The organism is Streptomyces bambusae (genome assembly GCF_020532645.1).
GTDB lineage: Bacteria > Actinomycetota > Actinomycetes > Streptomycetales > Streptomycetaceae > Streptomyces > Streptomyces bambusae.
This window is the reverse complement of record NZ_JAJAUZ010000001.1, coordinates 250227-276899: the sequence shown is the minus strand read 5'-3', so window position 1 is coordinate 276899 and position 26673 is coordinate 250227. Positions and strand designations below refer to the sequence as shown.

General features: G+C 70.7%; 28 protein-coding genes, 1 tRNA gene and 1 pseudogene. 18 read left to right on the top strand and 12 right to left on the bottom strand.

Translation table 11 applies throughout. The features are described from left to right. Positions 1–92: 92 nt before the first annotated feature. A complete protein-coding gene (gene clpB / locus LG634_RS01310) occupies positions 93–2678 on the bottom strand; it encodes an ATP-dependent chaperone ClpB (protein WP_226731656.1) in 2586 nt (861 codons plus the stop codon). A 194-nt stretch (positions 2679–2872) separates the two neighbouring features. On the opposite strand from clpB, the gene LG634_RS01305 reads away from it, so the two are divergent. After that, entirely contained in the window at positions 2873–3277 is a 405-nt protein-coding gene (locus LG634_RS01305; RefSeq protein WP_226731655.1) for a pyridoxamine 5'-phosphate oxidase family protein, read from the top strand. A gap of 185 nt (positions 3278–3462) precedes the next feature. Here LG634_RS01305 and LG634_RS01300 read toward each other — a convergent pair whose 3' ends face one another. Continuing rightward, positions 3463–3777: a Rieske (2Fe-2S) protein gene (locus LG634_RS01300; RefSeq protein ID WP_226731654.1), complete on the bottom strand. Its 315-nt coding sequence runs from the start codon at positions 3775–3777 to the stop codon at positions 3463–3465. Between the two features lie 342 nt (positions 3778–4119). Here LG634_RS01300 and LG634_RS01295 point away from each other — a divergent pair, with 342 nt between their 5' ends. Further along, complete coding sequence (locus LG634_RS01295; protein WP_226731653.1) at positions 4120–5172, top strand: helix-turn-helix transcriptional regulator; 1053 nt, start codon at positions 4120–4122, stop codon at positions 5170–5172. Between the two features lie 50 nt (positions 5173–5222). Here LG634_RS01295 and LG634_RS01290 read toward each other — a convergent pair whose 3' ends face one another. From LG634_RS01290 to dnaK, 4 genes are all read right to left on the bottom strand, one after another. Further along, positions 5223–5666: a heat shock protein transcriptional repressor HspR gene (locus LG634_RS01290; protein WP_226731707.1), complete on the bottom strand. Its 444-nt coding sequence runs from the start codon at positions 5664–5666 to the stop codon at positions 5223–5225. Between the two features lie 46 nt (positions 5667–5712). Further along, complete coding sequence (dnaJ, locus tag LG634_RS01285) at positions 5713–6885, bottom strand: molecular chaperone DnaJ (RefSeq protein ID WP_226731652.1); 1173 nt, start codon at positions 6883–6885, stop codon at positions 5713–5715. A gap of 116 nt (positions 6886–7001) precedes the next feature. Next, positions 7002–7625 (bottom strand): nucleotide exchange factor GrpE, encoded by a 624-nt coding sequence (grpE, locus tag LG634_RS01280; RefSeq protein ID WP_226731651.1) that lies wholly within the window; start codon positions 7623–7625, stop codon positions 7002–7004. Further along, positions 7625–9466 (bottom strand): molecular chaperone DnaK, encoded by a 1842-nt coding sequence (gene dnaK / locus LG634_RS01275; RefSeq protein ID WP_226731650.1) that lies wholly within the window; start codon positions 9464–9466, stop codon positions 7625–7627. Before dnaK ends, grpE begins: the two co-directional genes overlap by 1 nt. A gap of 633 nt (positions 9467–10099) precedes the next feature. Here dnaK and LG634_RS01265 point away from each other — a divergent pair. Both LG634_RS01265 and LG634_RS01260 read left to right on the top strand, forming a co-directional pair. Then, a complete protein-coding gene (locus LG634_RS01265) occupies positions 10100–10744 on the top strand; it encodes a sugar transferase (protein ID WP_264202540.1) in 645 nt (214 codons plus the stop codon). An 85-nt stretch (positions 10745–10829) separates the two neighbouring features. After that, on the top strand, positions 10830–13088 hold the full coding sequence (locus tag LG634_RS01260) for a (Fe-S)-binding protein (RefSeq protein WP_226731649.1): 2259 nt from the start codon (positions 10830–10832) through the stop codon (positions 13086–13088). Positions 13089–13213: 125 nt separating this feature from the next. Here LG634_RS01260 and LG634_RS01255 read toward each other — a convergent pair whose 3' ends face one another. Continuing rightward, entirely contained in the window at positions 13214–14221 is a 1008-nt protein-coding gene (locus tag LG634_RS01255) for a hypothetical protein (RefSeq protein ID WP_226731648.1), read from the bottom strand. A 289-nt stretch (positions 14222–14510) separates the two neighbouring features. Between LG634_RS01255 and LG634_RS01250 the strand changes: the two genes are divergently transcribed. After that, positions 14511–15467: a Yip1 family protein gene (locus LG634_RS01250; RefSeq protein ID WP_226731647.1), complete on the top strand. Its 957-nt coding sequence runs from the start codon at positions 14511–14513 to the stop codon at positions 15465–15467. Positions 15468–15579: 112 nt separating this feature from the next. Here LG634_RS01250 and LG634_RS01245 read toward each other — a convergent pair whose 3' ends face one another. Next, the gene (locus tag LG634_RS01245; protein WP_226731646.1) at positions 15580–16077 is read right to left on the bottom strand and encodes a phosphoribosyltransferase; all 498 of its coding nucleotides are present in this window, start codon (positions 16075–16077) and stop codon (positions 15580–15582) included. Continuing rightward, entirely contained in the window at positions 16074–16661 is a 588-nt protein-coding gene (dcd, locus tag LG634_RS01240) for a dCTP deaminase (RefSeq protein WP_226731645.1), read from the bottom strand. Before dcd ends, LG634_RS01245 begins: the two co-directional genes overlap by 4 nt. A 445-nt stretch (positions 16662–17106) precedes the next feature. On the opposite strand from dcd, the gene LG634_RS01235 reads away from it, so the two are divergent. Beyond that, a tRNA-Gly gene (locus tag LG634_RS01235) sits at positions 17107–17177 on the top strand. Positions 17178–17344: 167 nt separating this feature from the next. Here LG634_RS01235 and LG634_RS01230 read toward each other — a convergent pair. Then, the gene (locus LG634_RS01230) at positions 17345–18007 is read right to left on the bottom strand and encodes an HSP18 transcriptional regulator (RefSeq protein ID WP_226731644.1); all 663 of its coding nucleotides are present in this window, start codon (positions 18005–18007) and stop codon (positions 17345–17347) included. A gap of 128 nt (positions 18008–18135) precedes the next feature. On the opposite strand from LG634_RS01230, the gene LG634_RS01225 reads away from it, so the two are divergent. The 3 genes and pseudogenes from LG634_RS01225 (at position 18136) to LG634_RS01215 (ending at position 19341) form a co-directional block, all read left to right on the top strand. Then, a complete protein-coding gene (locus LG634_RS01225) occupies positions 18136–18570 on the top strand; it encodes an Hsp20/alpha crystallin family protein (RefSeq protein WP_226731643.1) in 435 nt (144 codons plus the stop codon). Between the two features lie 104 nt (positions 18571–18674). After that, positions 18675–18845 (top strand): annotated as a pseudogene (locus LG634_RS01220) (DUF2267 domain-containing protein); the annotation flags it as partial. A 55-nt stretch (positions 18846–18900) separates the two neighbouring features. Then, complete coding sequence (locus LG634_RS01215) at positions 18901–19341, top strand: DUF2267 domain-containing protein (RefSeq protein WP_226731642.1); 441 nt, start codon at positions 18901–18903, stop codon at positions 19339–19341. An 80-nt stretch (positions 19342–19421) separates the two neighbouring features. Here LG634_RS01215 and LG634_RS01210 read toward each other — a convergent pair whose 3' ends face one another. Next, the gene (locus LG634_RS01210) at positions 19422–19781 is read right to left on the bottom strand and encodes a hypothetical protein (protein WP_226731641.1); all 360 of its coding nucleotides are present in this window, start codon (positions 19779–19781) and stop codon (positions 19422–19424) included. Positions 19782–20500: 719 nt separating this feature from the next. Here LG634_RS01210 and LG634_RS01205 point away from each other — a divergent pair. From LG634_RS01205 to LG634_RS01180, 6 genes are all read left to right on the top strand, one after another. Beyond that, the gene (locus tag LG634_RS01205; RefSeq protein WP_226731640.1) at positions 20501–20842 is read left to right on the top strand and encodes a MerR family transcriptional regulator; all 342 of its coding nucleotides are present in this window, start codon (positions 20501–20503) and stop codon (positions 20840–20842) included. Positions 20843–21325: 483 nt separating this feature from the next. After that, complete coding sequence (locus LG634_RS01200) at positions 21326–21529, top strand: cold-shock protein (protein WP_226731639.1); 204 nt, start codon at positions 21326–21328, stop codon at positions 21527–21529. Between the two features lie 310 nt (positions 21530–21839). Beyond that, a complete protein-coding gene (locus LG634_RS01195) occupies positions 21840–23360 on the top strand; it encodes a DEAD/DEAH box helicase (protein WP_226731638.1) in 1521 nt (506 codons plus the stop codon). Between the two features lie 46 nt (positions 23361–23406). Next, entirely contained in the window at positions 23407–23811 is a 405-nt protein-coding gene (locus tag LG634_RS01190) for a CBS domain-containing protein (protein WP_226731637.1), read from the top strand. 49 nt (positions 23812–23860) lie between these two features. Next, entirely contained in the window at positions 23861–24169 is a 309-nt protein-coding gene (locus LG634_RS01185; protein WP_226731636.1) for an SCO5918 family protein, read from the top strand. Positions 24170–24303: 134 nt separating this feature from the next. After that, a complete protein-coding gene (locus LG634_RS01180) occupies positions 24304–24525 on the top strand; it encodes a CarD family transcriptional regulator (RefSeq protein ID WP_226731635.1) in 222 nt (73 codons plus the stop codon). 143 nt (positions 24526–24668) lie between these two features. Here the strand turns inward: LG634_RS01180 and LG634_RS01175 are convergent, their stop codons facing one another. After that, complete coding sequence (locus tag LG634_RS01175; protein ID WP_226731634.1) at positions 24669–25166, bottom strand: DUF5994 family protein; 498 nt, start codon at positions 25164–25166, stop codon at positions 24669–24671. Positions 25167–25468: 302 nt separating this feature from the next. On the opposite strand from LG634_RS01175, the gene LG634_RS01170 reads away from it, so the two are divergent. The 3 genes from LG634_RS01170 (at position 25469) to LG634_RS01160 (ending at position 26600) form a co-directional block, all read left to right on the top strand. Continuing rightward, positions 25469–26044: a DUF5994 family protein gene (locus tag LG634_RS01170; protein WP_226731633.1), complete on the top strand. Its 576-nt coding sequence runs from the start codon at positions 25469–25471 to the stop codon at positions 26042–26044. Positions 26045–26049: 5 nt separating this feature from the next. After that, the gene (locus tag LG634_RS01165) at positions 26050–26238 is read left to right on the top strand and encodes a hypothetical protein (RefSeq protein ID WP_226731632.1); all 189 of its coding nucleotides are present in this window, start codon (positions 26050–26052) and stop codon (positions 26236–26238) included. Positions 26239–26333: 95 nt separating this feature from the next. Continuing rightward, complete coding sequence (locus tag LG634_RS01160) at positions 26334–26600, top strand: hypothetical protein (RefSeq protein WP_226731631.1); 267 nt, start codon at positions 26334–26336, stop codon at positions 26598–26600. The last annotated feature ends 73 nt before the right edge of the window (positions 26601–26673 follow it).

The following is a 26673-nucleotide window of genomic DNA, read 5'->3' as shown; positions in this document are numbered from 1 at the left end:
CCGTCCCGTGGCAACCCCTGCCGCCCACATCCGCTGCAGGCGGACAGGATCGGGCCCCCGCGGGGTCCGCGGGGGCCCGATCCCGTGGCCGGTCAGAGCGGGCGGCCCACCAGCAGCCCGTCGCCCGCCACGTCCACCCGGACCGTGTCGCCGTCCCGGACCTCGCCGGCGAGGATCTCGCGGGCCAGCCGGTCGCCCACCGCCGTCTGGATCAGTCGGCGCAGCGGCCGGGCGCCGTACGCCGGGTCGTGGCCCTCCGCGGCCAGCCAGGCCAGGGCCTCGGGGGTGACGTCCAGGAGCAGGCGGCGCTCCGCGAGCCGCTTGGCCAGCGCCCCGATCTGCAGCTCGGCGATGTGCGCCAGCTGCTCGCGGCTGAGCGCGGAGAACACCACGAGGTCGTCCAGCCGGTTCAGGAACTCCGGCTTGAAGGAGCCCCGCACCACGTCCAGGACCTGCCGGCGCTTCTCGTCCTCGCCGGTCAGCGGGTCGACGAGGAACTGCGAGCCGAGGTTGGAGGTCAGGATCAGGATGGTGTTGCGGAAGTCCACCGTCCGGCCCTGCCCGTCGGTGAGCCGGCCGTCGTCGAGGACCTGGAGCAGGATGTCGAAGACCTCGGGGTGGGCCTTCTCCACCTCGTCCAGCAGCACCACGCTGTACGGGCGCCGCCGGACCGCCTCGGTGAGCTGGCCGCCCTCCTCGTAGCCGACGTACCCGGGCGGGGCACCGACCAGCCGGGCCACGCTGTGCTTCTCCGAGTACTCCGACATGTCGATGCGGACCATCGCCCGCTCGTCGTCGAAGAGGAAGTCGGCGAGCGCCTTGGCCAGCTCGGTCTTGCCGACGCCGGTGGGGCCGAGGAAGAGGAACGAGCCGGTGGGCCGGTCGGGGTCGGCGATGCCCGCGCGGGTGCGCCGGACCGCGTCCGAGACCGCCCGGACGGCCTCTTCCTGGCCGATCAGGCGGCGGCCCAGCTCCTGCTCCATGCGCAGCAGCTTCTGGGTCTCGCCCTCCAGCAGCCGGCCGGCCGGGATGCCGGTCCAGGCGCCGACCACGTCGGCGATGTCGTCGGGCCCGACCTCCTCCTTGACCATGGTGTCCCTGGCGGCCTCGGCCTCCGCCTCGGAGGCCTCCGCCAGCTCCCGCTCCAGCGCGGGGATCTCCCCGTACAGCAGCTTGGAGGCGGCGTCGAAGTCGCCGTCGCGCTGGGCCCGCTCGGCCCGGCCGCGGAGCGCGTCCAGCCGCTCCTTCAGCTCGCCGACGCGGTTGAGGGACTGCTTCTCCTTCTCCCAGCGGGCGGTGAGGCCGCGCAGCTCCTCCTCCTTGTCGGCGAGGTCCTTGCGCAGCCGCTCCAGGCGCTCGCGGGAGGCCGGGTCCGACTCGTTCTTCAGCGCCAGCTCCTCCATCCGGAGCCGGTCCACGGACCGCTGCAGCTCGTCGATCTCCAGCGGGGAGGAGTCGATCTCCATGCGGAGCCGGGAGGCCGCCTCGTCGACGAGGTCGATGGCCTTGTCGGGCAGGAAGCGGGAGGTGATGTACCGGTCGGACAGGGTGGCGGCGGCCACCAGCGCGCTGTCGTTGATCTGGACCTTGTGGTGGGCCTCGTAGCGGCCCTTGAGCCCGCGCAGGATCGCGATGGTGTCCTCGACGGAGGGCTCGGCCACCAGCACCTGCTGGAAGCGGCGCTCCAGCGCCGGGTCCTTCTCGATCCGCTCGCGGTACTCGTCGAGGGTGGTCGCGCCGACCATCCGCAGCTCGCCGCGGGCCAGCATCGGCTTGAGCATGTTGCCGGCGTCCATCGCGGAGTCGCCGCCGGCGCCCGCGCCGACGACGGTGTGCAGCTCGTCGATGAAGGTGATGATCTGGCCGTCGCTGGACTTGATCTCCGCCAGGACGGTCTTGAGGCGCTCCTCGAACTCGCCGCGGTACTTCGCGCCGGCCACCATCGCGCCCAGGTCCAGGGAGACCAGCCGCTTGTTCTTCAGCGACTCGGGGACGTCGCCCTTCACGATCCGCTGGGCGAGGCCCTCGACGACGGCCGTCTTGCCGACGCCGGGCTCTCCGATGAGCACCGGGTTGTTCTTGGTGCGGCGGGACAGGACCTGCACGACCCGGCGGATCTCGTGGTCCCGGCCGATGACCGGGTCGAGCTTGCCCTCGCGGGCCGCGGCCGTGAAGTCCGTGCCGAACTTCTCCAGGGCCTTGTACTGGCCCTCCGGGTCGGGGGTGGTCACCCGCCGTCCTCCTCGTACCGATTCGAATGCGTCCAGCAGCTTCTTCGCGGTGGCGCCGCGCCGCTCCAGCAGCTCCCCGGCCGGGCCGCCCTTGGCGGCGAGGGCGATGAGCAGGTGCTCGGTGGAGAGGTACTCGTCTCCGAGCACGCCCGCCTGCCGGTCGGCCTCCGCCAGCACCGCGAGCAGGTCGCGGCTCGCCTGCGGGGGCGCGACCGTGGAGCCGGTGACGCTGGGCAGCGAGCCGAGCAGCTGCTCGGCGGCGGCCCGCAGGTCGGCCTGGTCGGCTCCGACGGCGGCCAGCAGGTCGGTGATGTTCTCGTTGTCGGAGCCCGTGAGCAGGGCCAGCAGCAGGTGGGCGGGGGTCAGATCCGCGTGCCCGCCCTTCACGGCCCTGCTGGTGGCGGCGTTCAGTGCGTCCCGGCTCCTGTTGGTCAGCTCGGCGTCCACGTACGGCTTCTCCTCTCCGTCCCCATCAACTCTGACTCGGTCAACGTGTACAAAGTTGAGTCTATTCCACTCAAGGCTGTTTGCGGGACCCTTTCAGGCACCCGTTCCGGCCCGTTTCCGGCCCGTCTCCGTCCCGCCTCCGTCCCGTCTCCGTCCACGCTTCCGCAGCGCACCGCACCGCCTAAGCTCGGCGCATGGCCCTGGATCCACTCAACCCGACGCCCGAGTACCTCGCCTTCTGGCGGGAGCGGCACGTCTGCACGCTGACCACGCCCCGCCCGGACGGCACCCCGCACGTGGTCCCGGTGGGCGTGACGTACGACCCGGAGGCCGGACTGGCCCGGGTGATCAGCAACAAGCACAGCAAGAAGGTCCGCAACGTGCTGGCCGCGCAGCCGGCGGCGGCCCGGGTCGCGGTCTGCCAGATGGAGGGGCGCCGCTGGGCCACCCTGGAGGGGCGGGCGGTGATCCGTACGGACGAGGCCTCGGTCGCCGAGGCGGTGGCGCGCTACGCCGAGCGGTACGGGCGCACCCCGACGCCCAATCCGGACCGGGTGGTCCTGGAGATCGCGCTCGACCGCGCGATGGGGCGCGCGTAGCGGGATCCGGCGCGCAGGGGGCGTCCGGCCTGGGCAGAGGCGATGTCCGGCCGCGGCCGGACGGCAAGTTTGGCCGGTCCCCGCATGGACGCGGACATCACAACGGCGCCATCGTGGTCAGGTCCACGATGGCGCCGTTGTGTGGGGGAAGCACCTGAGCGATCTGGAACGAAGGGGGGATCGCGTCAGGCACTGCGGGGGGTGGCGGTGGTGATATCGGGCTCGAAGAGCTGGTGGTCGCGCTGATCGAGATTGACGAAGACCATGCCGTAGCGGATCTCGCAGCGCACGGGCTGCGGCGCGCCCCGGGGACGGCGCAGGCACCGGTAGGCACGGACGTCCTCGTCCTCTTCGCGGACGACGACGATCGGCTGGCCGAACAGGGTCACCATCAGGGAGTCGCCGGCGTGGGGGATCGCCGTCACGAGGTCCACGAACTGCCAGCCGGAGCGGTAGGCGGACGCCATTTCCCTGCGGAAGGAGCGGTCGTCGGGGGTCATGCCGACACCTCGCCCACGGCAGTGGCCGCAGCACCGCCGGCACCCGAACCGGAACCGCCCACGGGGGCGACGGGACGCCAACCGCTGTCCAGAGGGGTCGAGTCCCACCCGCTGTCCGGGGGGCCGCCTGCCGCACGCGTTCCAGCCACACTCAGGGTGGTCGCCTCGACAACCCCCCCGCAGGCCACAGCCGAGAAGATGACAGTGGCAAGCGCCGAGCGAAGCATTCTCTTGTTCATGGTCGGCTTCGTCCTCACTTGATGAAATCCTCTCCCCCGCGAGACAAGACGATGGCTCATTCGGGCACGTCAATGCCACAGGGACGATGCATCATGTTCTTGCATGTTCAGGACCCTGGGGGGTGGAGATTTGCCTATAAACAGCACAAAGCCGACACATCCCCACCCCGTCACGGCCATGTGCGGCGAGGGAACGCGGCTCTACGCGAGCGCGCTGCGCACCGGCCGCATCGCACGTGCGGAGGTGAAGAACGCTCCGTGTCTGCTCGAATTCGCCCTACTGCAGCCTGACCCGGATGACGTCAACTCTCTCCGTCCGGTTCCCCCGAGCGTCGCACTCGCACAGCGTCTTCACCCGATCGAGCGAGACATCCAAGATCGTCGACGTGATTCGCTGGAGCTTACCGACGCGTTCGAGCCTTTCCTTGCCATCAGCGCCCAGAATCCGGCCAGTACGCACGCGATCACCGTGCTGGAGGGCATCGACCGCATCAACGCGGCCCTCAACCTGGCCACCGCCGACTGCCACACCGAGATGCTGACCATCCAGCCCGGCGGCGCCCGGTCGGCCGTGGCCCTCACCGAGGCCCTGCAGCGCGACCAGCCCCTCACCGACCGCGGGGTGAGCATCCGGACCCTCTACCAGCACACCGCCCGGCACAGCCGCGGGACGCTCGCCTACGTGGAGCGGATCTCCGCCGGCAAGGTCGAAGTCCGCACGCTGGAAGAGCTGTTCGAGCGGCTCATCATCTTCGACACCACCGTCGCGTTCATCCCCGCCAGCGCCGACCGGCAGGTGGCGCTGGAGCTGCGGCACCCGGGGCTCGTCTCGTACCTCATCAAGGTGTTCGAACAGCTGTGGGCGCGGGGCGTGCCGCTGCGCGAGCAGATCCCGGACAGCACCACGCGCTCGGGCATCTCCGGCGTGCAGCGGTCCATCGCCCAACTCCTCATCGCCGGGCACGTGGACGAGGCCATCGCCCGCCGGCTCGGCATGAACGTCCGCACCTGCCGGGCCCACATCGCCAAGCTGGCCACCCACCTCGGCAGCGGCAGCCGCGCCCAACTCGGCTACCTCATCGCCCAGTCGGGCATCCTGGACGCCCCCGGACCGGCCCTCGCCGACGACCTCGCAGACGACCCCCTGGACGGCTGAAGGCCCCGCCCGGACACCCGGGCAGGGCCTTCACGCGTCGGCGTACGCGCTCAGTCGGACCGCTTGGGCCGCCAGACCACGAGCGCGCTCGTCTGGTGGACGTCCTGGTACGGCACCAGGTCGCGCCGGTACGAGGCGTGCACCTGGGCCTCCCGCTGCTGCATCGCGACGGCCGCGCCGTCCACGGCGGCGGCCAGCTCGGCGACACGCTGCTGGAGCGCGGCGACCTGGTTCTCCAGCTCGATGATCCGCTTGATCCCGGCCAGGTTGATGCCCTCGTCCTGGGACAGCGCCTGCACCGTGCGGAGCAGTTCGATGTCGCGGGCCGAGTAGCGGCGGCCGCGGCCGGCCGTGCGGTCCGGGGAGACCAGGCCGAGGCGGTCGTACTGGCGCAGGGTCTGCGGGTGCAGGCCGGAGAGCTGGGCCGCGACGGAGATGACGTACACCGGCGTCTCGTCGGTGAGTTCGTACGGGTTCCGCCGGCGGCCGTCCATGCCGCCGGGGGTGCCGGGCGTGCGGGGGTTGCCTGGAGTCATCGCGTCATGCTCCCTTCGCGGCCTGGAACAGCTCTTCCCTCGGGTCCTCGCCCGCGGTGGCGGCGCGGTAGTTCTCCAGCGCCTCGCGGGCCTTGTCGGACAGCTCGGTGGGCACCGCGACCTCCACGGTGACCAGCAGGTCCCCGCGGGTGCCGTCCTTGCGGACCGCGCCCTTGCCGCGGGCCCGCATCGTGCGCCCGTTGGGCGTGCCCGGAGGAAGCTTGAGGGTGACGGCGGGGCCGCCCAGCGTGGGCACCCTGACCTCGGCGCCGAGGGTGGCCTCCACGAAGGACACCGGCACGGTCACGGTCAGGTTGTCGTCCTTGCGGCCGAACACCGGGTGGCTGCCCACGTGGACCACCACGTACAGGTCACCGGCCGGGCCGCCGCGCTCGCCGGGGGCGCCCTTGCCGCGCAGCCGGATCCGCTGACCGTCGGAGACGCCCGCCGGGATGCGGACCTGCATGGTGCGCGAGGAACGGGCCCGGCCGCTGCCCTTGCAGACCTCGCACGGGGTCTCGGCGATCAGGCCGCGGCCCTTGCAGTCCACGCACGGGTCGGTGAGGGAGAAGCCGCCACCGCCGCCGCGGGAGACCTGCCCGGTACCGACGCAGGTCGGGCACACCCGCGGGGTGCCGTTCTGGTCGCCGGTGCCGGCGCACGCCTTGCAGGGGGCCTGCGAGGACATCCGGAGCGGGACGGTGGCACCGTCGACCGCCTCGGTGAAGCTGAGGGTGACCTCGGACTCGACGTCCTGGCCGCGCCGCGGCTGGGTACGGGTGCCCGCACCCGCGCCGCCGCGGTTGAACAGGCCGCCGAAGACGTCGCCCAGACCACCGCCGCCGAAGCCGCCGGCACCGCCCTGCGCACCGCCGAAGAGGTCGCCCAGGTCGAAGTTGAAGGAGCCGCCGGCACCGGGGCCGGGGCGGAAGCCGCCGCTGCCGAACAGGGCTCGGGCCTCGTCGTACTCCTTGCGCTTCTTCGGGTCGGCAAGGACGTCGTTGGCCTCGGAGATCTCCTTGAAGCGCTCCTCGGCCTCCGCGTTGCCCTTGTTGGCGTCCGGGTGGAACTCGCGGGCGAGTTTCCGGTAGGCCTTCTTGATCTCGGCGTCGGTGGCGTCCTTGGGGACGCCGAGGACCTTGTAGTAGTCCTTCTCGACGAAGTCCTTCGTGCTCATCGACGTCCCTCCTCCCGCTGCCGGGTGTCACTCGGTGCTGCTCTGGTCCTGCGGTACTGCTCTTGTACTACCGGTCCCGGCCCGCCGGAAGGCTCCGGCGGGCCGGGTGCGGACTGCTACTCGCCGTCCTTGTCGGAGGACTCCTCGGAGCCCTCCGCCTTGCCGGCCGCGCCCGGCTGGGGCTCGGCCACCGCGACCCGCGCGGGGCGGATCGTACGCTCGCCGATCCGGTACCCCGGCTGCAGGATCGCCACGCAGGTCGTCTCGGTGACGTCCGGCGCGTACGAGTGCATCAGGGCCTCGTGGATCGTCGGGTCGAAGGGCTCGCCCTCCTTGCCGAACTGCTGCAGGCCCATCTTGGCGGCGACCGTCTCCAGGGACTCGGCCACCGACTTGAACCCGCCGACCAGCTCGCCGTGTTCGCGGGCCCGGCCGATGTCGTCGAGGGTCGGGAGGAGCTCGGTCAGGAGGCTCGCGACGGCGATCTCCTTGACCGTGACCCGGTCCCGCTCCACCCGGCGGCGGTAGTTCTGGTACTCCGCCTGGAGCCGCTGGAGGTCCGCGGTGCGCTCGCCGAGCGCGGTGCGGGTCTGGTCCAGCTGCGCCGTGAGGGCGATGTCCTGTGCGTCCCCGGCCGGGGCCGCCTTCTCCTCGGAGTCGGCGGCCTTCGGCTCGTCGGGCGTCGTGCCGTCGGCGGGGACTTCGGGCTTCTCGTCGAAGCCCGGGGTCTCCTCCGACATCAGACCTGGCCGCCCTTCGGCTTGTCCTCGTCGATGATCTCGGCGTCGACGACGTCGTCGTCGGCGGCCTGGGCACCGGCGTCACCGGCAGGGGCGCCCTGCGCGGCCTGGGCGTCGGCGTAGATGGCCTGGCCCAGCTTCTGGCTGACCGCGGCGACCTTCTCGGTCGCGGTGCGGATCTCGGCGGTGTCCTCGCCCTTGAGCTTCTCCTTCAGCTCGGCGACGGCGGACTCGACCTCGGTCTTGACCTCGCCCGGGACCTTGTCCTCGTTGTCCTTGAGGAACTTCTCGGTCTGGTAGACGAGCTGCTCGCCCTGGTTGCGGGACTCGGCGGCCTCCTTGCGGCGGAGGTCCTCCTCCGCGTACTGCTCGGCCTCCTGGCGCATCCGGTCGACCTCGTCCTTGGCGAGCGAAGAGCCGCCGGTGACGGTCATCTTCTGCTCCTTGCCCGTGCCGAGGTCCTTCGCGGTCACGTGCATGATGCCGTTCGCGTCGATGTCGAAGGAGACCTCGATCTGCGGGACGCCACGCGGGGCCGGCGGCAGGCCGGTCAGCTCGAACATGCCGAGCTTCTTGTTGTACGCCGCGATCTCGCGCTCGCCCTGGTAGACCTGGATCTGCACGGACGGCTGGTTGTCCTCGGCCGTCGTGAAGATCTCGGACCGCTTGGTCGGGATCGTGGTGTTGCGCTCGATGAGCTTGGTCATGATGCCGCCCTTGGTCTCGATGCCGAGGGACAGCGGGGTCACGTCGAGGAGCAGAACGTCCTTGACCTCACCCTTGAGGACACCGGCCTGGAGGGTGGCGCCGATGGCGACGACCTCGTCGGGGTTCACACCCTTGTTGGCCTCCTTGCCGCCGGTCAGCTCCTTGACGAGCTCGGCGACGGCCGGCATGCGGGTGGAGCCGCCGACCAGGACCACGTGGTCGATCTCGGACAGCGCGATGCCGGCGTCCTTGATGACGTTGTGGAACGGGGTCTTGCAGCGCTCCAGGAGGTCCGAGGTCAGCTGCTGGAACTGGGCGCGGGTGAGCTTCTCGTCCAGGTGCAGCGGGCCCTCGGCGGAGGCCGTGATGTAGGGCAGGTTGATCGTGGTCTCGGTCGAGGACGAGAGCTCGATCTTCGCCTTCTCGGCGGCCTCGCGCAGACGCTGGAGGGCCATCTTGTCCTTGGACAGGTCCACGCCGTGGCCGTTGGCGAACTGCTTCACCAGGTAGTCGACGACGCGCTGGTCCCAGTCGTCGCCACCGAGGTGGTTGTCACCGTTGGTGGCCTTCACCTCGACGACGCCGTCACCGATCTCCAGGAGGGACACGTCGAAGGTGCCGCCGCCGAGGTCGAAGACGAGAATGGTCTGGTCGTCCTTGTCGAGGCCGTAGGCCAGGGCGGCCGCGGTCGGCTCGTTGACAATACGAAGGACGTTGAGGCCCGCGATCTCGCCGGCTTCCTTGGTGGCCTGGCGCTCGGAGTCGTTGAAGTACGCCGGCACGGTGATGACCGCGTCGGTGACCTTCTCGCCGAGGTAGGCCTCCGCGTCGCGCTTCAGCTTCTGCAGGATGAAGGCGCTCATCTGCTGCGGGTTGAAGTTCTTGCCGTCGAGCTCGATCTTCCAGTCGGTGCCCATGTGGCGCTTGACCGAGCGGATGGTCCTGTCGACGTTGGTGACCGCCTGGCGCTTGGCGACCTCGCCGACGAGGACCTCGCCGTTCTTGGCGAAGGCGACGACGGACGGCGTGGTCCTGGCGCCCTCTGCGTTGGTGATGACGGTGGGCTCGCCGCCTTCGAGAACGCTGACGACGGAGTTAGTCGTGCCCAGGTCGATGCCGACCGCACGTGCCATTTTTGATTCCTCCATGACTTGAGTGGAACAGGCTCAAGGATGCCGCAAGGCTGCGCCGACGTCAACAGACCTGAGCCGCACCGACTCAACTCTTATGCGGCCCTTACGCTCGATCCGGCGAGCACCCGGACCCGGCGGCTCCGCCGCGCCCCACGCGCACACCCGATCCGGCACGCCCCGGGCCCCGGGTTCCGCCCCTGTCCACACGCGCACGGGACCTCCCGGGGGCGCGTCGACGGCCGCGACAGCAGCCCCCTCGTCCCCGCTGCCCCCGCGCCTCAAAGAGCGGGGCTCCGCCCCGGACCCCGCGCCTCAATCGCCGGCGAGGCCGGGCTCTGCCCCACCTCGCCCCACCCTCAAGCCACCCTCCAGCCCCGCCACCCCCTCCAGCCCGCGCCGAGGCCCCCGCCCTCCACGGCCGGGACGTCCAGCCCCGCCGGCGTTCGAGGCGCGGGGGGGTAGGGGGCGGAGCCCCGGGGTCGAGCCGCGGCGGCGATCGAGGCGCGGAGGCGCGGAGGCGGGGACCGGGCCCCGGTTCGGGAAGGGGCGGGGTGGGGGAGAAAAGCGGGCCGAGCGGGGGACGGGGCCGCGCGGCAAACGGGGCCCGACACGGGCGAGCGGGATCGTTCCCGCATGCCCGCCCCGCTCCCCGCCCACCTCACCGCCCACCTCACCGCCAGGCGCACCGCCAGGCGCACCGCCGCCCTCGCCGCCGCCGTCGCGAAACGATTCCGCCGCCCGTCGGCAAAGCGCGTGTGCGACACCATCGCCGCCCTCACCCTGCTCGCGGCCGCCGCCGTCCCGCTCCTCCTGACGGCCGCCGCCCTCACCGCCACCACCCGCACGGCCCCCCTCACCCGCCGGCAGGCCCTCGGCCGGGCCGGCCGCCCGTACCGCCGCTGGCTGTTCACCACGACCGGCCCCGCCGGCGAATGGCTCCGCGCGCACCGACTCCAGGGCGTCCCCCAGCTCCTGAACGTCCTCGCCGGCGAGATGTCCCTGGTCGGTCCCTGCCCCGGCACCCGCCAGGACCCCGCCCGGCTCGCCGTCCGCCCCGGCATGACCGGCCTGTGGCAGGTCAGCGCCCGTTCCGACCTACCCTGGGAGGAGATGGCGCTGCTGGACCTGCACTACGTCGAGCACCACTGGCTCGGCATGGACCTCGCGATCCTGGCGCAGACCCCCCGCGCGGCCCTGCGTACGCCCAGGCCAGGCGCCGCAAAGGGTGGCCTGAGCGACACAGATCACCGCGTGCACAACTACAGTGCGGCTCTATAAGTGGGTAACCTCAGGCTTGACTGAATAAGTTACTGCTTAGTAATCCGCAGTAATCCGCCTCGCAGGCCCGCCCGAGGAGCCCCCAATGCAACTCGCCGCGATCATCGTGTCGCTGGTCCTGACCGTGGTCGGCGTCGCGCTGCTCGCCCGAGCCGTGGCGCAGATCTACCGGTTCGTGAAGCTCGGCCAGCCGGTCCCGGCGGGCAGCCGCACGGACCGCCCCAAGGAACGAACGCTCACCCTGGTCAGGGAGTTCCTCGGCCACAGCCGCATGAACCGCTGGGGCATCGTCGGCTTCGCGCACTGGTTCGTCGCCATCGGCTTCCTGACCCTGCCGCCCACCCTGGCGCAGGCGTACGGGCAGCTGTTCCAGGCCGACTGGACCCTGCCGGTCATCGGCGGCTTCCTGCCGTTCGAGCTCTACATCGAGTTCATCGGCCTGATGACCGTGGTCGGCATCCTCGTGCTGATCGCGATCCGCCTGATGTCGCTGCCCTCCCGGGCCGGCCGCAAGTCCCGCTTCGCGGGCTCCAAGGCCTGGCAGGCGTACTTCGTCGAGTACGTGATCCTCACCATCGGCCTGGCGATCCTCGCCCTGCGCGGCCTCGAAGGCGCGATCCACCACGTCGACTCGTACGAGCCGGCGTACTTCGTGTCGTACCCGCTGGTCCTGCTCTTCAAGGGCATGTCCCTGTCGGCCCTGCAGAACGCCATCTACTTCACCGCGATGATCAAGATCGGCACCTCGCTGATCTGGATGATCACCGTCTCGCTGAACACCAACATGGGTGTGGCCTGGCACCGCTTCCTGGGCTTCCCGAACATCTGGTTCAAGCGCAACGCCACCGGCGAGACCGCCCTCGGCGCGCTCCAGCCGATGACCAGCGGTGGCAAGGAGATCGACTTCGAGGACCCGGGCGAGGACGACGTCTTCGGCGTCTCCCAGGTCGAGCAGTTCTCCTGGAAGGGTATCCTCGACTTCTCCACCTGCACCGAGTGCGGCCGCTGCCAGTCGCAGTGCCCCGCCTGGAACACCGGCAAGCCGCTCTCGCCGAAGCTCCTGATCATGTCGCTGCGCGACCACGCGCACGCCAAGGCGCCGTACCTGCTGGCCGGCGGCGGCAAGACCATGGAGGGCGAGGAGAAGGCCTCCGAGGAGCAGCTGAAGGACGTCCCGGCGGCCGCACTGGCCGAGGCCGAGCGCCCGCTGATCGGCACCGTCGAGGAGAACGGCGTCATCGACCCGGACGTGCTGTGGTCCTGCACCACCTGCGGTGCGTGCGTGGAGCAGTGCCCGGTCGACATCGAGCACATCGACCACATCGTCGACATGCGCCGCTACCAGGTGATGATCGAGTCCGCCTTCCCGTCCGAGGCCGGCACGATGCTCAAGAACCTGGAGAAGAAGGGCAACCCCTGGGGCCTGGCGAAGAAGCAGCGCGTCGAGTGGACCAAGGAGGTCGACTTCGAGGTCCCGATCGTCGGCAAGGACGTCGAGGACCTGTCCGAGGTCGACTACCTCTACTGGGTCGGCTGCGCCGGCGCCCTGGAGGACCGCGCCAAGAAGACCACCAAGGCCTTCGCCGAGCTGCTGCACATCGCGGGCGTCAAGTTCGCGATCATGGGCGGCGAGGAGAAGTGCACCGGTGACTCGCCGCGCCGCCTCGGCAACGAGCCGCTGTTCCAGCAGCTGGGCCAGGAGAACGTGGCCATGCTGAACATGGCGTTCGGCGAGGACGACGAGGACGAGTCGACGAAGAAGCCGAAGTCGGCGAAGAAGATCGTCTCGACCTGCCCGCACTGCTTCAACACCATCGCGAACGAGTACCCGCAGCTCGGCGGCGAGTACGAGGTCATCCACCACACCCAGCTGCTCCAGCACCTCATCGACGAGGGCAAGCTGCTCCCGGTGACCCCGGTCGACGGCCTGATCACGTACCACGACCCCTGCTACCTGGGCCGCCACAACAAGGTCTACACGCCGCCGCGCGAGATCATGTCGGCCGTCCCGGGCCTGCGCCAGCAGGAGATGCACCGCCACAAGGAGCGGGGCTTCTGCTGCGGTGCCGGCGGCGCCCGGATGTGGATGGAGGAGCGGATCGGCAAGCGCATCAACAACGAGCGCGTCGACGAGGCCCTGTCCCTCAACCCGGACATCGTCTCCACCGCCTGCCCGTTCTGCCTCGTCATGCTGACCGACTCGGTCAACGGCAAGAAGAACGACGGCCAGGCCAAGGAGTCCGTGCAGGTCGTGGACGTGGCCCAGCTGCTCCTCGACTCGGTGAAGGCCCCGGCCGAGCCGGAACCCGAGGCCGCCGAGGCCGAGCCGGAGCCGGCCGCCTGAGCGGTGCGCGACCGATCCGCATGACCGTAAGACCGTAAGACCGCAAGACGAACGGCCGGTCCTGCCCCCCGTGGCAAGGACCGGCCGTTCGCCGTTCTCGGGCCCCCTGGCGGGGGGCTGCGGCGTCAGCTCGTGCGGCCGCGTCGCAGCATCGAGAAGCCGAGGCCCGCGGCACCCGCCGCCGCCATGCCGCCGCCCGCGGCGAGCAGCACCGGCCCGTCGCCGTCGGTGCCCTCCCGGACGCCCTCGGCGCCGGCCTTCACGCCGCCCTTGGGCACGACGCGCTGCCCGGCCTCCTGGTGGCCCTGGTGGCCCTGGTGGCCCTTGTGGTGGCGGCCGCGGCGCTCGGCGGCGTGCTTCTCGATGAGGTTGCCGTCGAAGTCGTAGACCCAGCTGGAGCCGCCGCCCTTGCCGTCGATCACGACGAACTTGGTGCGCTTGCCGTCCTGTACGAGCTTGTACGTCCAGCCGTCGTTGACGGTGCTCGGCTTCTTGAGGTCGATCGAACCGAGGCGGTTGCCGTTCGGCATGGAGAACTCGACGCGCGGGCCACCCGGGGCGCCCTTGACCAGCTTCGCGATCCGGCCGTCGGGCATCGTGATGCGCTTCGAGGAGACGTGCGCCCGCTCGTCCTTCTCGGGCTGCGGCTTGGTCGGCCTCTGCGGCTTGTGGGTGGGCTTCGTCGCGCCCTCGATCCACGAGGTCACGGTGCCGTCCGGCTGGAGGACCACGTGCAGGCCGTTGTGCTGGCCGTGGGCGGCCCGGCCGCCCTTGGTGACCAGCGTGTCCAGCTTGGTCCCGCCGGACCAGATCTCGGCCTCGTACTGCCCCTTGCCGACCGAGTAGACCTTGGCGTACGAGCCGTCGGCGAGCTTCACCGTGGTGACGAAGGCGCGCAGGACGGGCTTGCCGGCGGTCTCGTCCTTGGTCTCGCCCCGCTTGTCCTCCTGCTTGTCCTCCTTCGTCTCGTCCTTCTTGCCGTCCGGGTGGGCCGGCTGCTCGACACCCGGGAGCACCTGCGGCTCGGGGACCTCGGGGGAGACGGCGAAGGCCGAGCCCACCGGGAAGGCCAGGACCGAGAGGGCGCCGGCGGAGACGGCGGCGGTGCGGAGGGTGCGGCGGGTGACGCGCATGGCTGTGTCCTCTGGCTTCGTTCTGGTGACTTCTTCCGGGTCGCTCCGCCCGGGCCGGTGTTCCGCCCGGTGGCGACAGACACGAAGCTACGAGGGTCATATGTGGGTAAGCCGTAGGCAATGTAACGGTCAGCCTCAGACTGCCGTACAGCCCCGTAAACAGTGACAAAGAGGCACATGGGGTTATCCCCCCGGGGTCCCCCTAGGGGATGTCACAGGTCAGCCGCAATGACCGTATGTTCCCGCCGCCCGCCCACCGGCCCCCGCCCGACCAGGTACGTTCGATCACGTGGCTGGATTCAGGATCGGACGCGGCCGGGACAACCGCACCCCCCAACAACCCCCGCGGCAGCAGCCGTACGGACAGCAGCAGTCGCCGCCGCCGTACGGTCAGCAGCCCTACCCCCCGCAGCAGCAGTGGCCCGCGCAGGGCACGGGCGGCGGCGGCGGTCACGGCGAGCCGGAGTACCTCGGCGACCCGTACCCGCAGCAGCACCCGCAGCACCGCGCGCCGCACCCGCAGCAGGGCGGCTACCCGCAGCAGCAGCCCCCGTACGGCGGCCCCGGCGGCCCCGGCGGCTACGACGCGTACGCGGGCCAGGCGAACAACCCGGGGCACACCCAGGCCTTCTCGATCGGCGAGGAGCCCTACCCGTACTCCGACGGCGGCACCTACCGGGCCGGCGCCGACAGCGCCCCCGCGGGCCCGCGGCTGCCCTGGAAGCAGCTGCTCAGCGGCATCGTGATGCGCCCGGGCCCGACCTTCGACCAGATGCGCGACCACGCCGTCTGGGGCACCGCGCTCGTCGTGACGTTCCTGTACGGCCTGCTGGCGGTGTTCGGCCTCGACGAGCCGCGCGACGACGTCATCAAGGCCACCCTGGGGAACGCCGTCCCGATCGTGCTGTCGGCCGGCGTCGCCTTCGTCATCTGCGGGCTGATCCTCGGCGCCGTCACGCACACGCTGGCCCGCCAGCTGGGCGGCGACGGCTCCTGGCAGCCCACCGTGGGCCTGTCCATGCTGGTCATGTCCATCACGGACGCGCCGCGCCTGCTCTTCGCGGTGTTCCTCGGCGGCGAGAACGGCCTGGTGCAGGTCCTCGGCTGGATCACCTGGCTGGCGGCCGGCGCCCTGTTCACCTCGCTGATCAGCAAGACCCACGACCTGCCCTGGCCCAAGGCGCTCGGCGCCTCCGCCATCCAGCTGGTCGCCCTGCTGTCGATCATCAAGCTGGGCACGGTCTGAGGACCTGATCCGAAGGACGGGCCCGCGGGCCCGTCCCGGCGACCGTACGGACGCGAGAGGGCCCCGGTGCGCGCTGCACCGGGGCCCTCTCGCGTACGTCCGTACGGGCGGGTCAGGCGTCGAGGACCTGGCCCTCACGCTTCACGACGGGCGGCTCGGTGCTCCAGGGGAACTCGATCCAGTCGTCCGTCTTCTTCCACACGTACTCGCACTTCACGAGGCTGTGGGACTTCTCGTAGATCACGGCGGACCGGACCTCGGCGACGTGGCCGAGGCAGAAGTCGTGCACGAGCTTCAGCGTCTTGCCGGTGTCGGCCACGTCGTCGGCGATCAGCACCTTCTTGTCGGTGAAGTCGATCGCCTCGGGGACGGGGGCCAGCATCACGGGCATTTCGAGCGTGGTGCCGACACCCGTGTAGAACTCGACGTTCACCAGGTGGATGTTCTTGCAGTCCAGCGCGTAGGCCAGACCGCCCGCCACGAACACGCCGCCCCGGGCAATGCTCAGGATGATGTCGGGCTCGTACCCGTCGTCGGCGATCGTCTGCGCGAGCTCGCGCACCGCCCGACCGAAGTTCTCGTAGTCGAGGGTTTCGCGTACCTGGGTCATTCCGGCCTTCCCACCTGGGTGCGGTGGAAGTTCACGAAGGACCGCGAGGCCGTCGGGCCGCGCTGGCCCTGGTACCGCGATCCGTACCGCTCACTTCCGTACGGGAACTCTGCGGGCGAGCTGAGACGGAACATGCACAGCTGCCCGATCTTCATGCCCGGCCAGAGCTTGATCGGCAGCGTGGCCAGGTTCGACAGCTCCAGGGTCACGTGCCCAGAGAACCCCGGGTCGATGAAACCGGCCGTCGAATGCGTCACCAGCCCGAGCCTGCCGAGGCTCGACTTCCCCTCCAGTCTGGACGCGATGTCCTCGGGGAGCGAGATGACCTCGTACGTCGAGGCGAGCACGAACTCGCCCGGATGCAGGATGAAGGCCTCGTCACCCTCCGGCTCGACCAGCCGGGTCAGATCCGGCTGCTCGATGGCGGGGTCGATGTGTGCGTAGCGGTGATTCTCGAACACCCGGAAGAACCGGTCGAGCCGTACGTCGATGCTGGAGGGCTGCACCATCGATTCGTCGAACGGGTCGATGCGCACCCGTCCGCTGTCGATCTCGGCCCGGATGTCCTTGTCTGAGAGAAGCACGTCCCGAGGATACGCAGAGGCCGCGGGGCACCCCCAATCGAAGGCACCCGCGCGCCCGCCACCGCCGCCGCCGCCGCTACCGCCGCGCGGCCGTCACCGGTACCGCATGCCGCAGCCGCGCGCACCGCGGGCACCGCAGCAGCCGGCCGGGGCCGATCCGCCCGGCACCGAGCTGCCGCAGCGGGAACGAAGCGGTACTGAACACGTGCCCTTCGGCACAACGGACGACGGTGTGCTCCATCGAGTCCCTTTCCCCAACAAACCAGGTTGCGACGAATCGCCACATTAGGGGATGAACAGGAGCCCGCTCCATCCGCCGCTCCGCACCCCCACGCTACGCCCCAACTCCCGCCCCCCACACACGAAGACCCCCGGCAAGCCCACCGGGGGTCGATCATGAGGTAGAGTGTCCGAGCATGCAGCAGATGCACCGTCTGCCCGCAATGCGGATGTAGTTTAATGGTAGAACATGAGCTTCCCAAGCTTATAGCGCGGGTTCGATTCCCGTCATCCGCTCAGAGACGAAGGCCCAGGTCAGCGACCTGGGCCTTCGTCGTTATCTAGACCTCAGCCCCGGCCGTGCCCTTCTCGTGCCCCAACCCGCGTGAGCGCCCAGGCCTGAGGGCCCCCTGCGCCCCGCTTGCACCACCCGGACGCGACCGCGTCTCGTACGGGACCACGGGTCACGCGCTGCGCTGGTCGTGGGTGTCCCGGCGGAGCTGGTCGGCATGTCGGGTGACGGCGTCGATGCGGTCGGCGAGGTCGGCGTCCTCGGGCCGCAGGTGGGGACGCGCGTCGGCCAGGGGGCGGACGAGGCGGGCGGTGTCGTCGTGGGCGAGGGCCTGGTTCAGGTCGCCGATGGCACCCCCGGCGCCGGCGGGCAGGCCGGTGAGGGCGGTGATCTGGCCGGCGAGGCGGCGCAGGTCTGCGGCGTTGTCCCGGGCCCAGGCGTCCACGCTGCGGTCGGCGGCGCGGATGTCGCGGGTGGCCTGGACGCGTTCCTCGCCCGTACTTCCGGCCTTCCCCGGCCGCAGGCGCAGGTAGCGGCGCTCGGCCGCCTGGCGGCTGGCGACTCCGAGGGGGCCGGCGAGGTCGGCCCAACTGGCCCCCTGGCCGCGGGCGTTCTCGATCAGGCCGGTTTCCCAGCCGGCGAGCTGTTCGCGGACCTCGCGGAGCATCAGCAGTGCGGCCAGGGCCGGGTGCGGGCCCGCGGCCGGTGCGGACGAGGCTGCCGGCGTGCTCGCGGGGGCTTTCTGCGCCTCCTTGACGGCCTTGCTGATGGTCTCCAGCGCCGCGGCGGCGGCGAGGAAGGGGACGGGTGCGGTCGGCTCTGCGGCCTCGGCCATGGCGGTCTCCGTGCTCTGTCGTCCTCCGGATGACTTCTTGTTTGTCATCGTTTCGATGACATGTTACAACGGAGGCACGTTGAAGCGCATTGGCAGTCTCTGCCTGAACCAACTGGAGGTGTTTCGCGATGTTGATGCGCACCGACCCGTTCCGCGAGATGGACCGCATCGTCCAGCAGCTCTCCGGCACGTCCGGTACGTGGTCGAAGCCGTCCGTGATGCCGATGGACGCCTACAGGGAGGGAGACGCGTACGTCGTCGCCTTCGACCTCCCGGGAGTGAGCCCCGAGGCGATCGACATCGACGTCGAACGGAACATGCTCACCGTCAAGGCCGAGCGCCGGCCCGCAGCGAGGGGCGACGGCGTGCAGATGGAGCTCTCCGAGCGTCCCCTCGGGGTCTTCTCCCGGCAGGTCATGCTGGCCGACACCCTCGACACCGAGCACATCGAAGCCGACTACGAAGCCGGTGTGCTGACCCTGCGGATCCCGATCTCCGAGCGCGCCAAGCCGCGGAAGATCGCCATCGGCGGCAACACCGACCGCAAGCAGATCTCCGGCTGACCCGGCCGGCACCAGCGGCGGAGGACGGGAAACCCGATCCCCCTCCGGCACCCCGTCCTCCGCACCCCATCTCCCGTTCACCCCTCCTCGGGGGGTGACGTGAGCTGCCGGTGCGCCGGGAAGCGTCCCCGGGCCGCGTCCAGGAACGCCGCGAGTACCGGACCCGGGAGGAAGCCGAACGGGCGGCCCGCGTCGTCCTGGCCCTGCTCGGCGCGCACCTGGTCGGCACGGTACGGGCCGAGACCGCCGCCCGTCTCCCGGAGTCCGACGCGCTCGGCCACCCCCGACCTCCCTGACCCGCCCCCAGACGAGAAAGGCAGTCACGGCACCATGTACGACCAGCCTCGACCGCACCAGGCCCAGCCAGCCATGACGTTCGAGCAGATGCTGGAACGCGTGCGCTACGAAGGCGCCTACCCCACCCGCGAACGCGCAGAAGAAGCCGTCCGCACCGTCCTGGCCGCACTCGGACGCCAGCTCGTCGGCGACGAACGCGTCGACCTCGCCCAGGCCCTCCCCGTCGAAGCCGCCCTCGCCCTCACGGCCCAGATCCCCGCCACCGAACCCCTCACCGGCTGGGGCTTCGTCAAGGACCTCGCCGTCCGCACCGGCACCAGCCCCGCCGTCGCCCGCTGGGACACCGGCGCCGTCCTCGCCGTCGTCACCCGCCTCGCCGGACCCGACCTCCTCGCCCGGATCCTCCGCGCACTCCCGGGCGGCTACGCCCTCCTCTTCGGCCGGGCAGAACTCCGCCAGCCCCAGCACGCATGACCACCCGCGGGCGACTGGGGTGAGGGCTCAGCCGGACCGGGCTCTCACCCCAGCCCGCGGGTTCGGACCGCAGGACTTGATCAGTGGTCGGAGTAGCTGAAGTCGCCCACGGTCCAGGCCGTGACGTCCTCGATCGACACGCGGTACATGCCGCCCGTCTCAGGGATGCCCATGGTGCCCTGCAGGATCCGCGCCACGTGGAAGTGCAGGTGCGTCGGAGGGGCCTCCCCGCCTGTCGTGGCAGTGAACGCGCCGGAGAACTCGACCAGCCGGTCCGAATCCTCCAGCACCTCCGACACACGCTGCCGCCACACGGCTTCGGGAGCCAGCCGGCCGGTGATCACAGCACCGCCGGCGACCACGGTCAGGGACATCTGGTTGCTCTGCCCGGACTCCACCAGTGCAGCAACGTTCACGAGCAACTCGTCAGGCTTCGACATGGGAATCGATTGTATGTCCCGCCCCGCGCCTCGAACCCGACGGAGACCGTCCGCCGCTCGTGACGGCGCGGCGCCGGGACCACCTCGGGCCGCAGCGCTCCCGGCCGCCCACACCCCGACCAGGTCGCGTTCGAACCCGATTACCTCCCCACCGAACAGGCGAAAATCTATCGCGGCCGAAGTAGACATTCGATGCCGAGACGGCTATGGTTTCTCTCGTAGCCGAGATCGAGCAAGGCCCGGAGGGACGAACTGCCGGGCAGCAGTACACGCAGTGCGCAGGACGGTCCGCAGGTGGAGTTCCGAAGCCAGCGTTGTCGCAGGACGGCGACGGGGCTGACGGGCGGACCGGGTGGCCGCAGTACAGGGGCCGCCGTCAGCAGTAACGCAGTAGCAGTCCAGCAAGTGCAGTTCGCATGACCAGCAGTACGAAGTCCCCGCTTGGCAAGTGATCGGTTCAGAGGGAAGAACGGAGGAGTTGACCGCCATCAGGATCGCCCGGGGCGAAGGACGGAACCCGGGTACCGCAGGACATCGACAGTGAGGTGGTCTCCGGTCAAGCAACCGCGATCCCCGCGCCCCCGGCCGAGTTCAGGCAGGGTCCGCGGAAACAGAAGGCCGACGCAGTACTAGGGTCGGCGGATGGTGTAGCAGTTCCTTCGGGGCCCTGGTGCCGTTCGGCACCAGGGCCCCTCCACGCGTTCCAGAGAGAGGTGCAGATGACAGCACACGACTCGTTCGACGATCGCCTCGACGACGACGACTACCCCGCCTACACCATGGGCCGGGCCGCCGCCATGCTCGGCACCACCCAGGGCTTCCTCCGCGCCATCGGCGAAGCCCGCCTCATCACCCCGCTCCGCTCCGAAGGCGGACACCGGCGCTACTCCCGCTACCAACTGCGCATCGCCGCCCGCGCCCGCGAGCTCGTCGACCAGGGCACCCCCATCGAGGCCGCCTGCCGCATCATCATCCTCGAAGACCAGCTCGAAGAGGCCCAGCGCATCAACGCCGAATACCGCCGCGCAGCCGAGGCGTCCGATCCACCAGCTGCAACGTGACGACCACCCCGTGGGCAGTTGCCGCGGCACGGCCGTGCAATCGGCCCTCCGGGCCGCGCCCGAGGGCCCGCCGCCAGACCCCTCCTGCCCTCGCCCAGCTGCGGGCGGGCGACCCGTACGCCCAGCTCGCGGCAGGTTCGGCGCCGGCGCTACGACCGCCCACCACCGGCCGCCCCTTCCGCAACACCCCATTCGAAATACACGAATACCTGTGCTCGCGGGCTGAGATTTTGACTGCCACCGCAGAGAGGGTTTTTACCGGCGGCGCTCCGGGGGAAATATTCGGCGCACAAATTCTGCGGGGACGTGCTACCGTCTATCTCAGTTGCAGTTTTGGTACCCAAAAAACTTCGAGCGCTCCCGTCGGCCCGTGCCGCACGGAAGCGCTCTATCTTTCCGGTCAGTTTCCGGGCAGGGCATCATCGCGGCGACACGGCTTCCGTACGGTACGGATGCCGGCGTACTGCCCCAAGGAGATACGACATGGCCAATGGCACCGTGAAGTGGTTCAACGCGGAAAAGGGTTTCGGCTTCATCGAGCAGGACGGTGGCGGCGCTGACGTGTTCGCCCACTTCTCGAACATCGCCGCCTCGGGCTTCCGCGAGCTGCAGGAGGGCCAGAAGGTCACCTTCGACATCGCGCAGGGCCAGAAGGGCCCGACGGCCGAGAACATCGTCACCGTCTGACGCTGACGCGCATCTTGCAGCTGGGGCCCGCATCCCTCGGGGTGCGGGCCCCAGCTGCATTCATTTCCGCAGCGATTTCTCCTGCCGGGACACAGCCTCAAGGTACACACCCCCTCCATCAGGAGCCGTACCCTTCGACGCCTCGGATCCGCTTTTTCGCGCATTCTTCTCCGCCTGCGTCGCCTCGAATTCATCGCGCATCCAGTTCGCTGCCGCTTCTCTCATTCCATTCGGTCCGTACCTGCGATTCCGCATGCTGCTCCCATGTTGCGGAACTCCTCGATGCGTGCCGTATCAAGGAAGGTTCTTCATGAACCCCACACGTACGAGCAGCCGCTCTTCCCGCACCCGCCGCACCGGCGCTCCCGCCTTCGGCTCCCCCTCCGGTTCGCCCCGGGGCAGCCGCTTCGGTGCGTCGTCCGCCCCCAGCCGTTCCGGTGCTCCCCGCCTCTCGGGAGGCCAGGGTCGACGCCCTGCACCGGTGCAGGGCGAGTTCGCCCCGCCCAAGACGATCACCCCGGCGCTGCCCCCCGTCGAGGCGTTCGCCGATCTCGACATGCCGAAGACCCTGCTGGCCGCGCTCGCCGCGCAGGGCGTGACCGTACCGTTCCCCATCCAGGGGGCGACGCTGCCCAACTCCCTGGCCGGCCGTGACGTCCTCGGCCGCGGCCGGACCGGCTCCGGGAAGACCCTCGCCTTCGGCTTGGCGCTGCTCGCCCGCACCTCCGGGCAAGTCGCCGAGCCGCGTCAGCCGCTGGCCCTGGTCCTGGTCCCGACACGGGAGCTGGCCCAGCAGGTCACGGATGCCCTCACCCCGTACGCCCGCGCCGTGAAGCTGCGCCTGGCCACGGTCGTCGGGGGCATGCCGATCGGCCGGCAGGCGAACGCGCTGCGCAGCGGCGTCGAGGTCGTCGTGGCCACCCCCGGGCGCCTCAAGGACCTCATCGAGCGCGGCGACTGCCGGCTGAACCGGGTCGGGACCACCGTCCTGGACGAGGCCGACCAGATGGCCGACATGGGCTTCATGCCGCAGGTCACCGCACTGCTCAACCAGGTCAGGCCCGAGGGGCAGCGGATGCTGTTCTCCGCGACCCTGGACCGCAACGTCGACCTCCTGGTCCGCCGCTACCTCACCGACCCCGTCGTCCACTCCGTGGACCCCTCCCGGGGCGCGGTCACGACGATGGCGCACCACGTCCTGCACGTGCACGGCGCCGACAAGCAGCGGCTGACCACGGAGATCGCGGCGCGCGACGGCCGGGTGATCATGTTCCTGGACACCAAGCACGCCGTGGACCGCCTCACCGAAGAGCTCCTCGGCAGCGGCGTGCGGGCCGCCGCCCTGCACGGCGGGAAGACGCAACCGCAGCGGGCACGCACCCTGGCCTGGTTCAAGACCGGGCACGTCACCGTGCTGGTCGCCACGAACGTCGCGGCCCGCGGCATCCACGTCGACCACCTCGACCTCGTCGTCAACGTGGATCCGCCGACCGACCACAAGGACTACCTCCACCGCGGCGGCCGCACCGCCCGCGCCGGCGAGTCCGGCAGCGTCGTCACCCTCGTCACGCCCCAGCAGCGCCGCGGCGTGAACCGTCTCATGCAGGACGCGGGCATCGTGCCCGAGTCCAACCGGGTCCGCCCGGGTGAGGCAGAGCTGATCCGGATCACCGGCGCGCAGGCCCCCTCCGGCATCCCGGTCACCGTCAAGGCGCCGGCGCCCGAGCGCCCCAAGCGCAGCACTTCCTCCTCCCGCGGCCGCCGCGGCCCCTCCCCGGCCGCCCGGCGCGCCGGTTCCCGTCGGCCCGCCTTCGCCGCGGCGACGGCCTGAGAACCGCGTGATCCGGAGATTCGCCCATCTGTGCAGGAGGCAAATTGTGACGCTGGTCCGGATGCAGCCCGACTCGACGAGCACCAGTACGGGACCCCAGACGGTCAACGAGGTCATGGAGGTGGCCGGGCCACAGGTCTGCGATGACATGACCGTCGAAGTGGCCCTGGCCGTCATGGCCGGTGCGCGCACCGGCCATCTCCTCGTCTGCGACGAGCACGGCCTGTGCACCGGGCTCGTCACCCGGGGCCAGCTCATCGCCGTCCGCGACGGCGCCGCCTACAGCGACCAGGTCCGGTTGCGTGCCGTACCCGGCGACCGCGGGTTCTTCACCTCGCCCCTGACCCCGACGGCCGAAGCCGAACGCGCGATGCGCCACCGCCGGCTCGACGTGCTGCCCGTCATCGACGAACACGGCAGCGCCATGGGCGTCCTCGCCCTGGCCCGCTGACCCGCCCCACCACGGCAGAACCCTCCCCTCCTCCTTCCTGTGAGGCACCATGCGCTGCGTCATCGCCCGCTTCCCCTTCGACCTCACCAAGAGCGGCGTCCTGCAGGCCATGCAGGGCGTCAAGCCCGAGCCGGCCGTCGGCGAGACCGTGATCATCGGCCGCCGTACCTACCCCGCCAAGCAGGTCGGCCAGGTCATCACCCGCCAGGACCGCCGTGACTTCAGCGCCGGTGAAGTCCTCCGCGCCATGGCCAAGCTCGGCTTCACCTGCCGCAGCCTCCCGCAGAACACCGAGCCCGCGCGCGGCCTCGACCCCCTCCGGCACGCCTCTGCGCTGCTCGGCTCCCCGACCATCTGAGCGGGGGCGGCGGCGGCCGGTACCGGCTCGCCGAGGGAAGGGCCTGGAGCCTGCCGTTCAAGGAACCCTTTCCCAGGTACCGCGCTGCGGACGTGAAGGGCACAACGGAGGTGCGTGGGCGCATACTGGCGGCAATGACAAAGCCAAGTGCACCGAAGCGCTTTTTGCCCACCAGCCCCTTCAAAGCCCCGGTCGCGCCGCCTCCCAAGCAGTTCGCCGTAGGCGACCAGGTCACACACGACGTGCACGGCCTCGGCCGGGTCACCGGCATCGAGGACGGGATAGCGGCGGTCGTGGATTTCGGCTCGACGCAGGAGCGGATCGTGAGTCCTTACGCCAAGATGAGCAAGCTGTAGGACCACCGTGCCCGGTCACGGCACACCAGACCCGTTCACGGACACGGGCGTCCCGGCATCGGCGACGTCGGCGTGTTCCTGTCAAGGCTTCCCGTACGGGGCGCGGCCTCGGTCTCGCCGCTCACGGGTGTCCGCCCGCCGAATCATGTCGGCTTCCCCCGGTCGGATTCGGGAGGGTCCACGGGAGCCACGAGGATCTCGGCGCCCGACGTCGCGTTGTCGGCACGTACCGCGCGGGCCATGGCGGTCCGTGCCGCGTCGGGCGTGGTGTCGGGCGGTACCACCAGGAGGGCGAAGTGGTCCCTGTCGCCTCGGGTGACGAGGACGGTGTCGTCGCCGACAGGGTCGGAGTCGAGGTGGACGACGCGGCCGTCGACGACCAGCCGGGTCGGCAGGCCGTTCCAGGCGGAGGCGTCCAGACCCACCCGGGTGATGGGGCCGAGGTGCTCGCTCAGCGCGCCGATCAGCGCGGGAAGCTCCCTTTCCACATCCCGGGAGCGCGGCCACCACGCACCGTCCAGGACTCCTTCCCGGGATCCGGTGGTCTCCAGCCGCAACAGGGCCGTACCCGGCCGGACCGCCGAATGGATCGCATCCGGCAGCACCAGTGGGGTCGTGTTCGGGGTAGGGGCATCAGCCATCGTGGTCCGCCCGTCTGCGGGAGTCGGGCCGACGGAGCCGGTGCGAGGGGCACCGGGCACCTGTCGGTGGACACCGCACTGCCGTGTCCTTTCCACGGTACCCCCGGCGCAGGGACGCCGCGCAGCCGGCGCATCCGCCCCGATACGGAAAAATGCCTGGTAGCGGCGGGTCAGAGTCGGTCGGGCAGGCGTACGGTGGAAGTACCGGGAGCACTTCGCACACCGGCTCCCACGCGGGTGTCGTTTCCGGCGAACACGAAAAACCGGGCCGCCGACGGGTGGCCCGGGGGCAGGTCCGCACCATGACCACCACCACCGACCGGACCGCTCCCCGCGACCTCGCCACACAGTCCCCGGCACGCCTTTCGCTCACTCCGAAGACCACCCTCGCCGGCCAGCTGGACGGGGCCTGGTGGCCCTACTCCCGTGACCTGACCGCCGAGCTCCCGCCGCTCGCGGCAGCACTCGACGAGGCATGGGGGCGCATCACCCGCGTCACCGTGAACCCCACTCGCTGGCCCGTAATCCCGCACAAGGTGCCCGTCGCCGGGCACACCATCCATGTGGGCTGGTTCACCGAGCAGCACCCCGACAAGCTGATCCTGCTCTCCCTCACCGTCGGCCGCTGGGACCTGCTGGTCATCCCGCCCGAGACCGAGCCCGCGGCCGCCGCCCGCCTGATGGCCGCCGCCGCGATCCCGGGCAGCGTCCTGACGGCAGGCGTGCTCATGGCCAACGAGGCCGTCATCGGGCGCGGTATCCGCGACACCAGGCGCCAGGAAGCCACCTGGGACGGCGAAGGCGGGGCCTGCATGTCCCCCTTCGGGCACCTGAAGGACCGAAGCACCCTGCCGCTGCCCGGAGACGGCTGGAGGTGAGCTCGGTGGAGACCATCGTCCTCACCGCAGTGATCATCGTTGCGATCGCCGTCGGAACGCGCTGGATCCATCTGCTGAACGCCCAGCACGACGCCCGGATCGAGGCCTACCGCTTCAGCGACCCCCTGCCGCGCCCTCCCGGCCTGCCGGACGACACCGGCCGTCGGGCCCACCACACGCACACCCGCCGGTGAGCAGCAGACCTTTCCTCCGGCCCGGGGCAGCGGGTGGGGCGCGACGGCGCCCCACCGGTCGGCTTCCCGCCCACTCCGAAAAGGGACACGCCCACGTGAAGTACATCGAGACCCAGACACTGCCGTCGCTCGGACACGCCGAGGTACGGATCATCGCGCACACCCCCGAAGCCGCGCGGGCGGTCGCGGAATCCCTCCGCAGCTGCTTCGCCGCAACGGAACAGCGCAGCTACCCCGGCCTCGACGGCGACACCCGCCTCCACCTCACCGTGGACACGGCCGCACCCGCCGGCCCCGCCCGCTCCCGGCTGGCCGCCAGCCGCAGCTCCGTCGGCACCGGCGCCCACCCCGACGAGACCTGAGAGCCCCGACGGGCCCTGGAGCCCCCACACGAAAACCACCGTCGGCTGGGAACCGGGCAACACCCCCGCGATG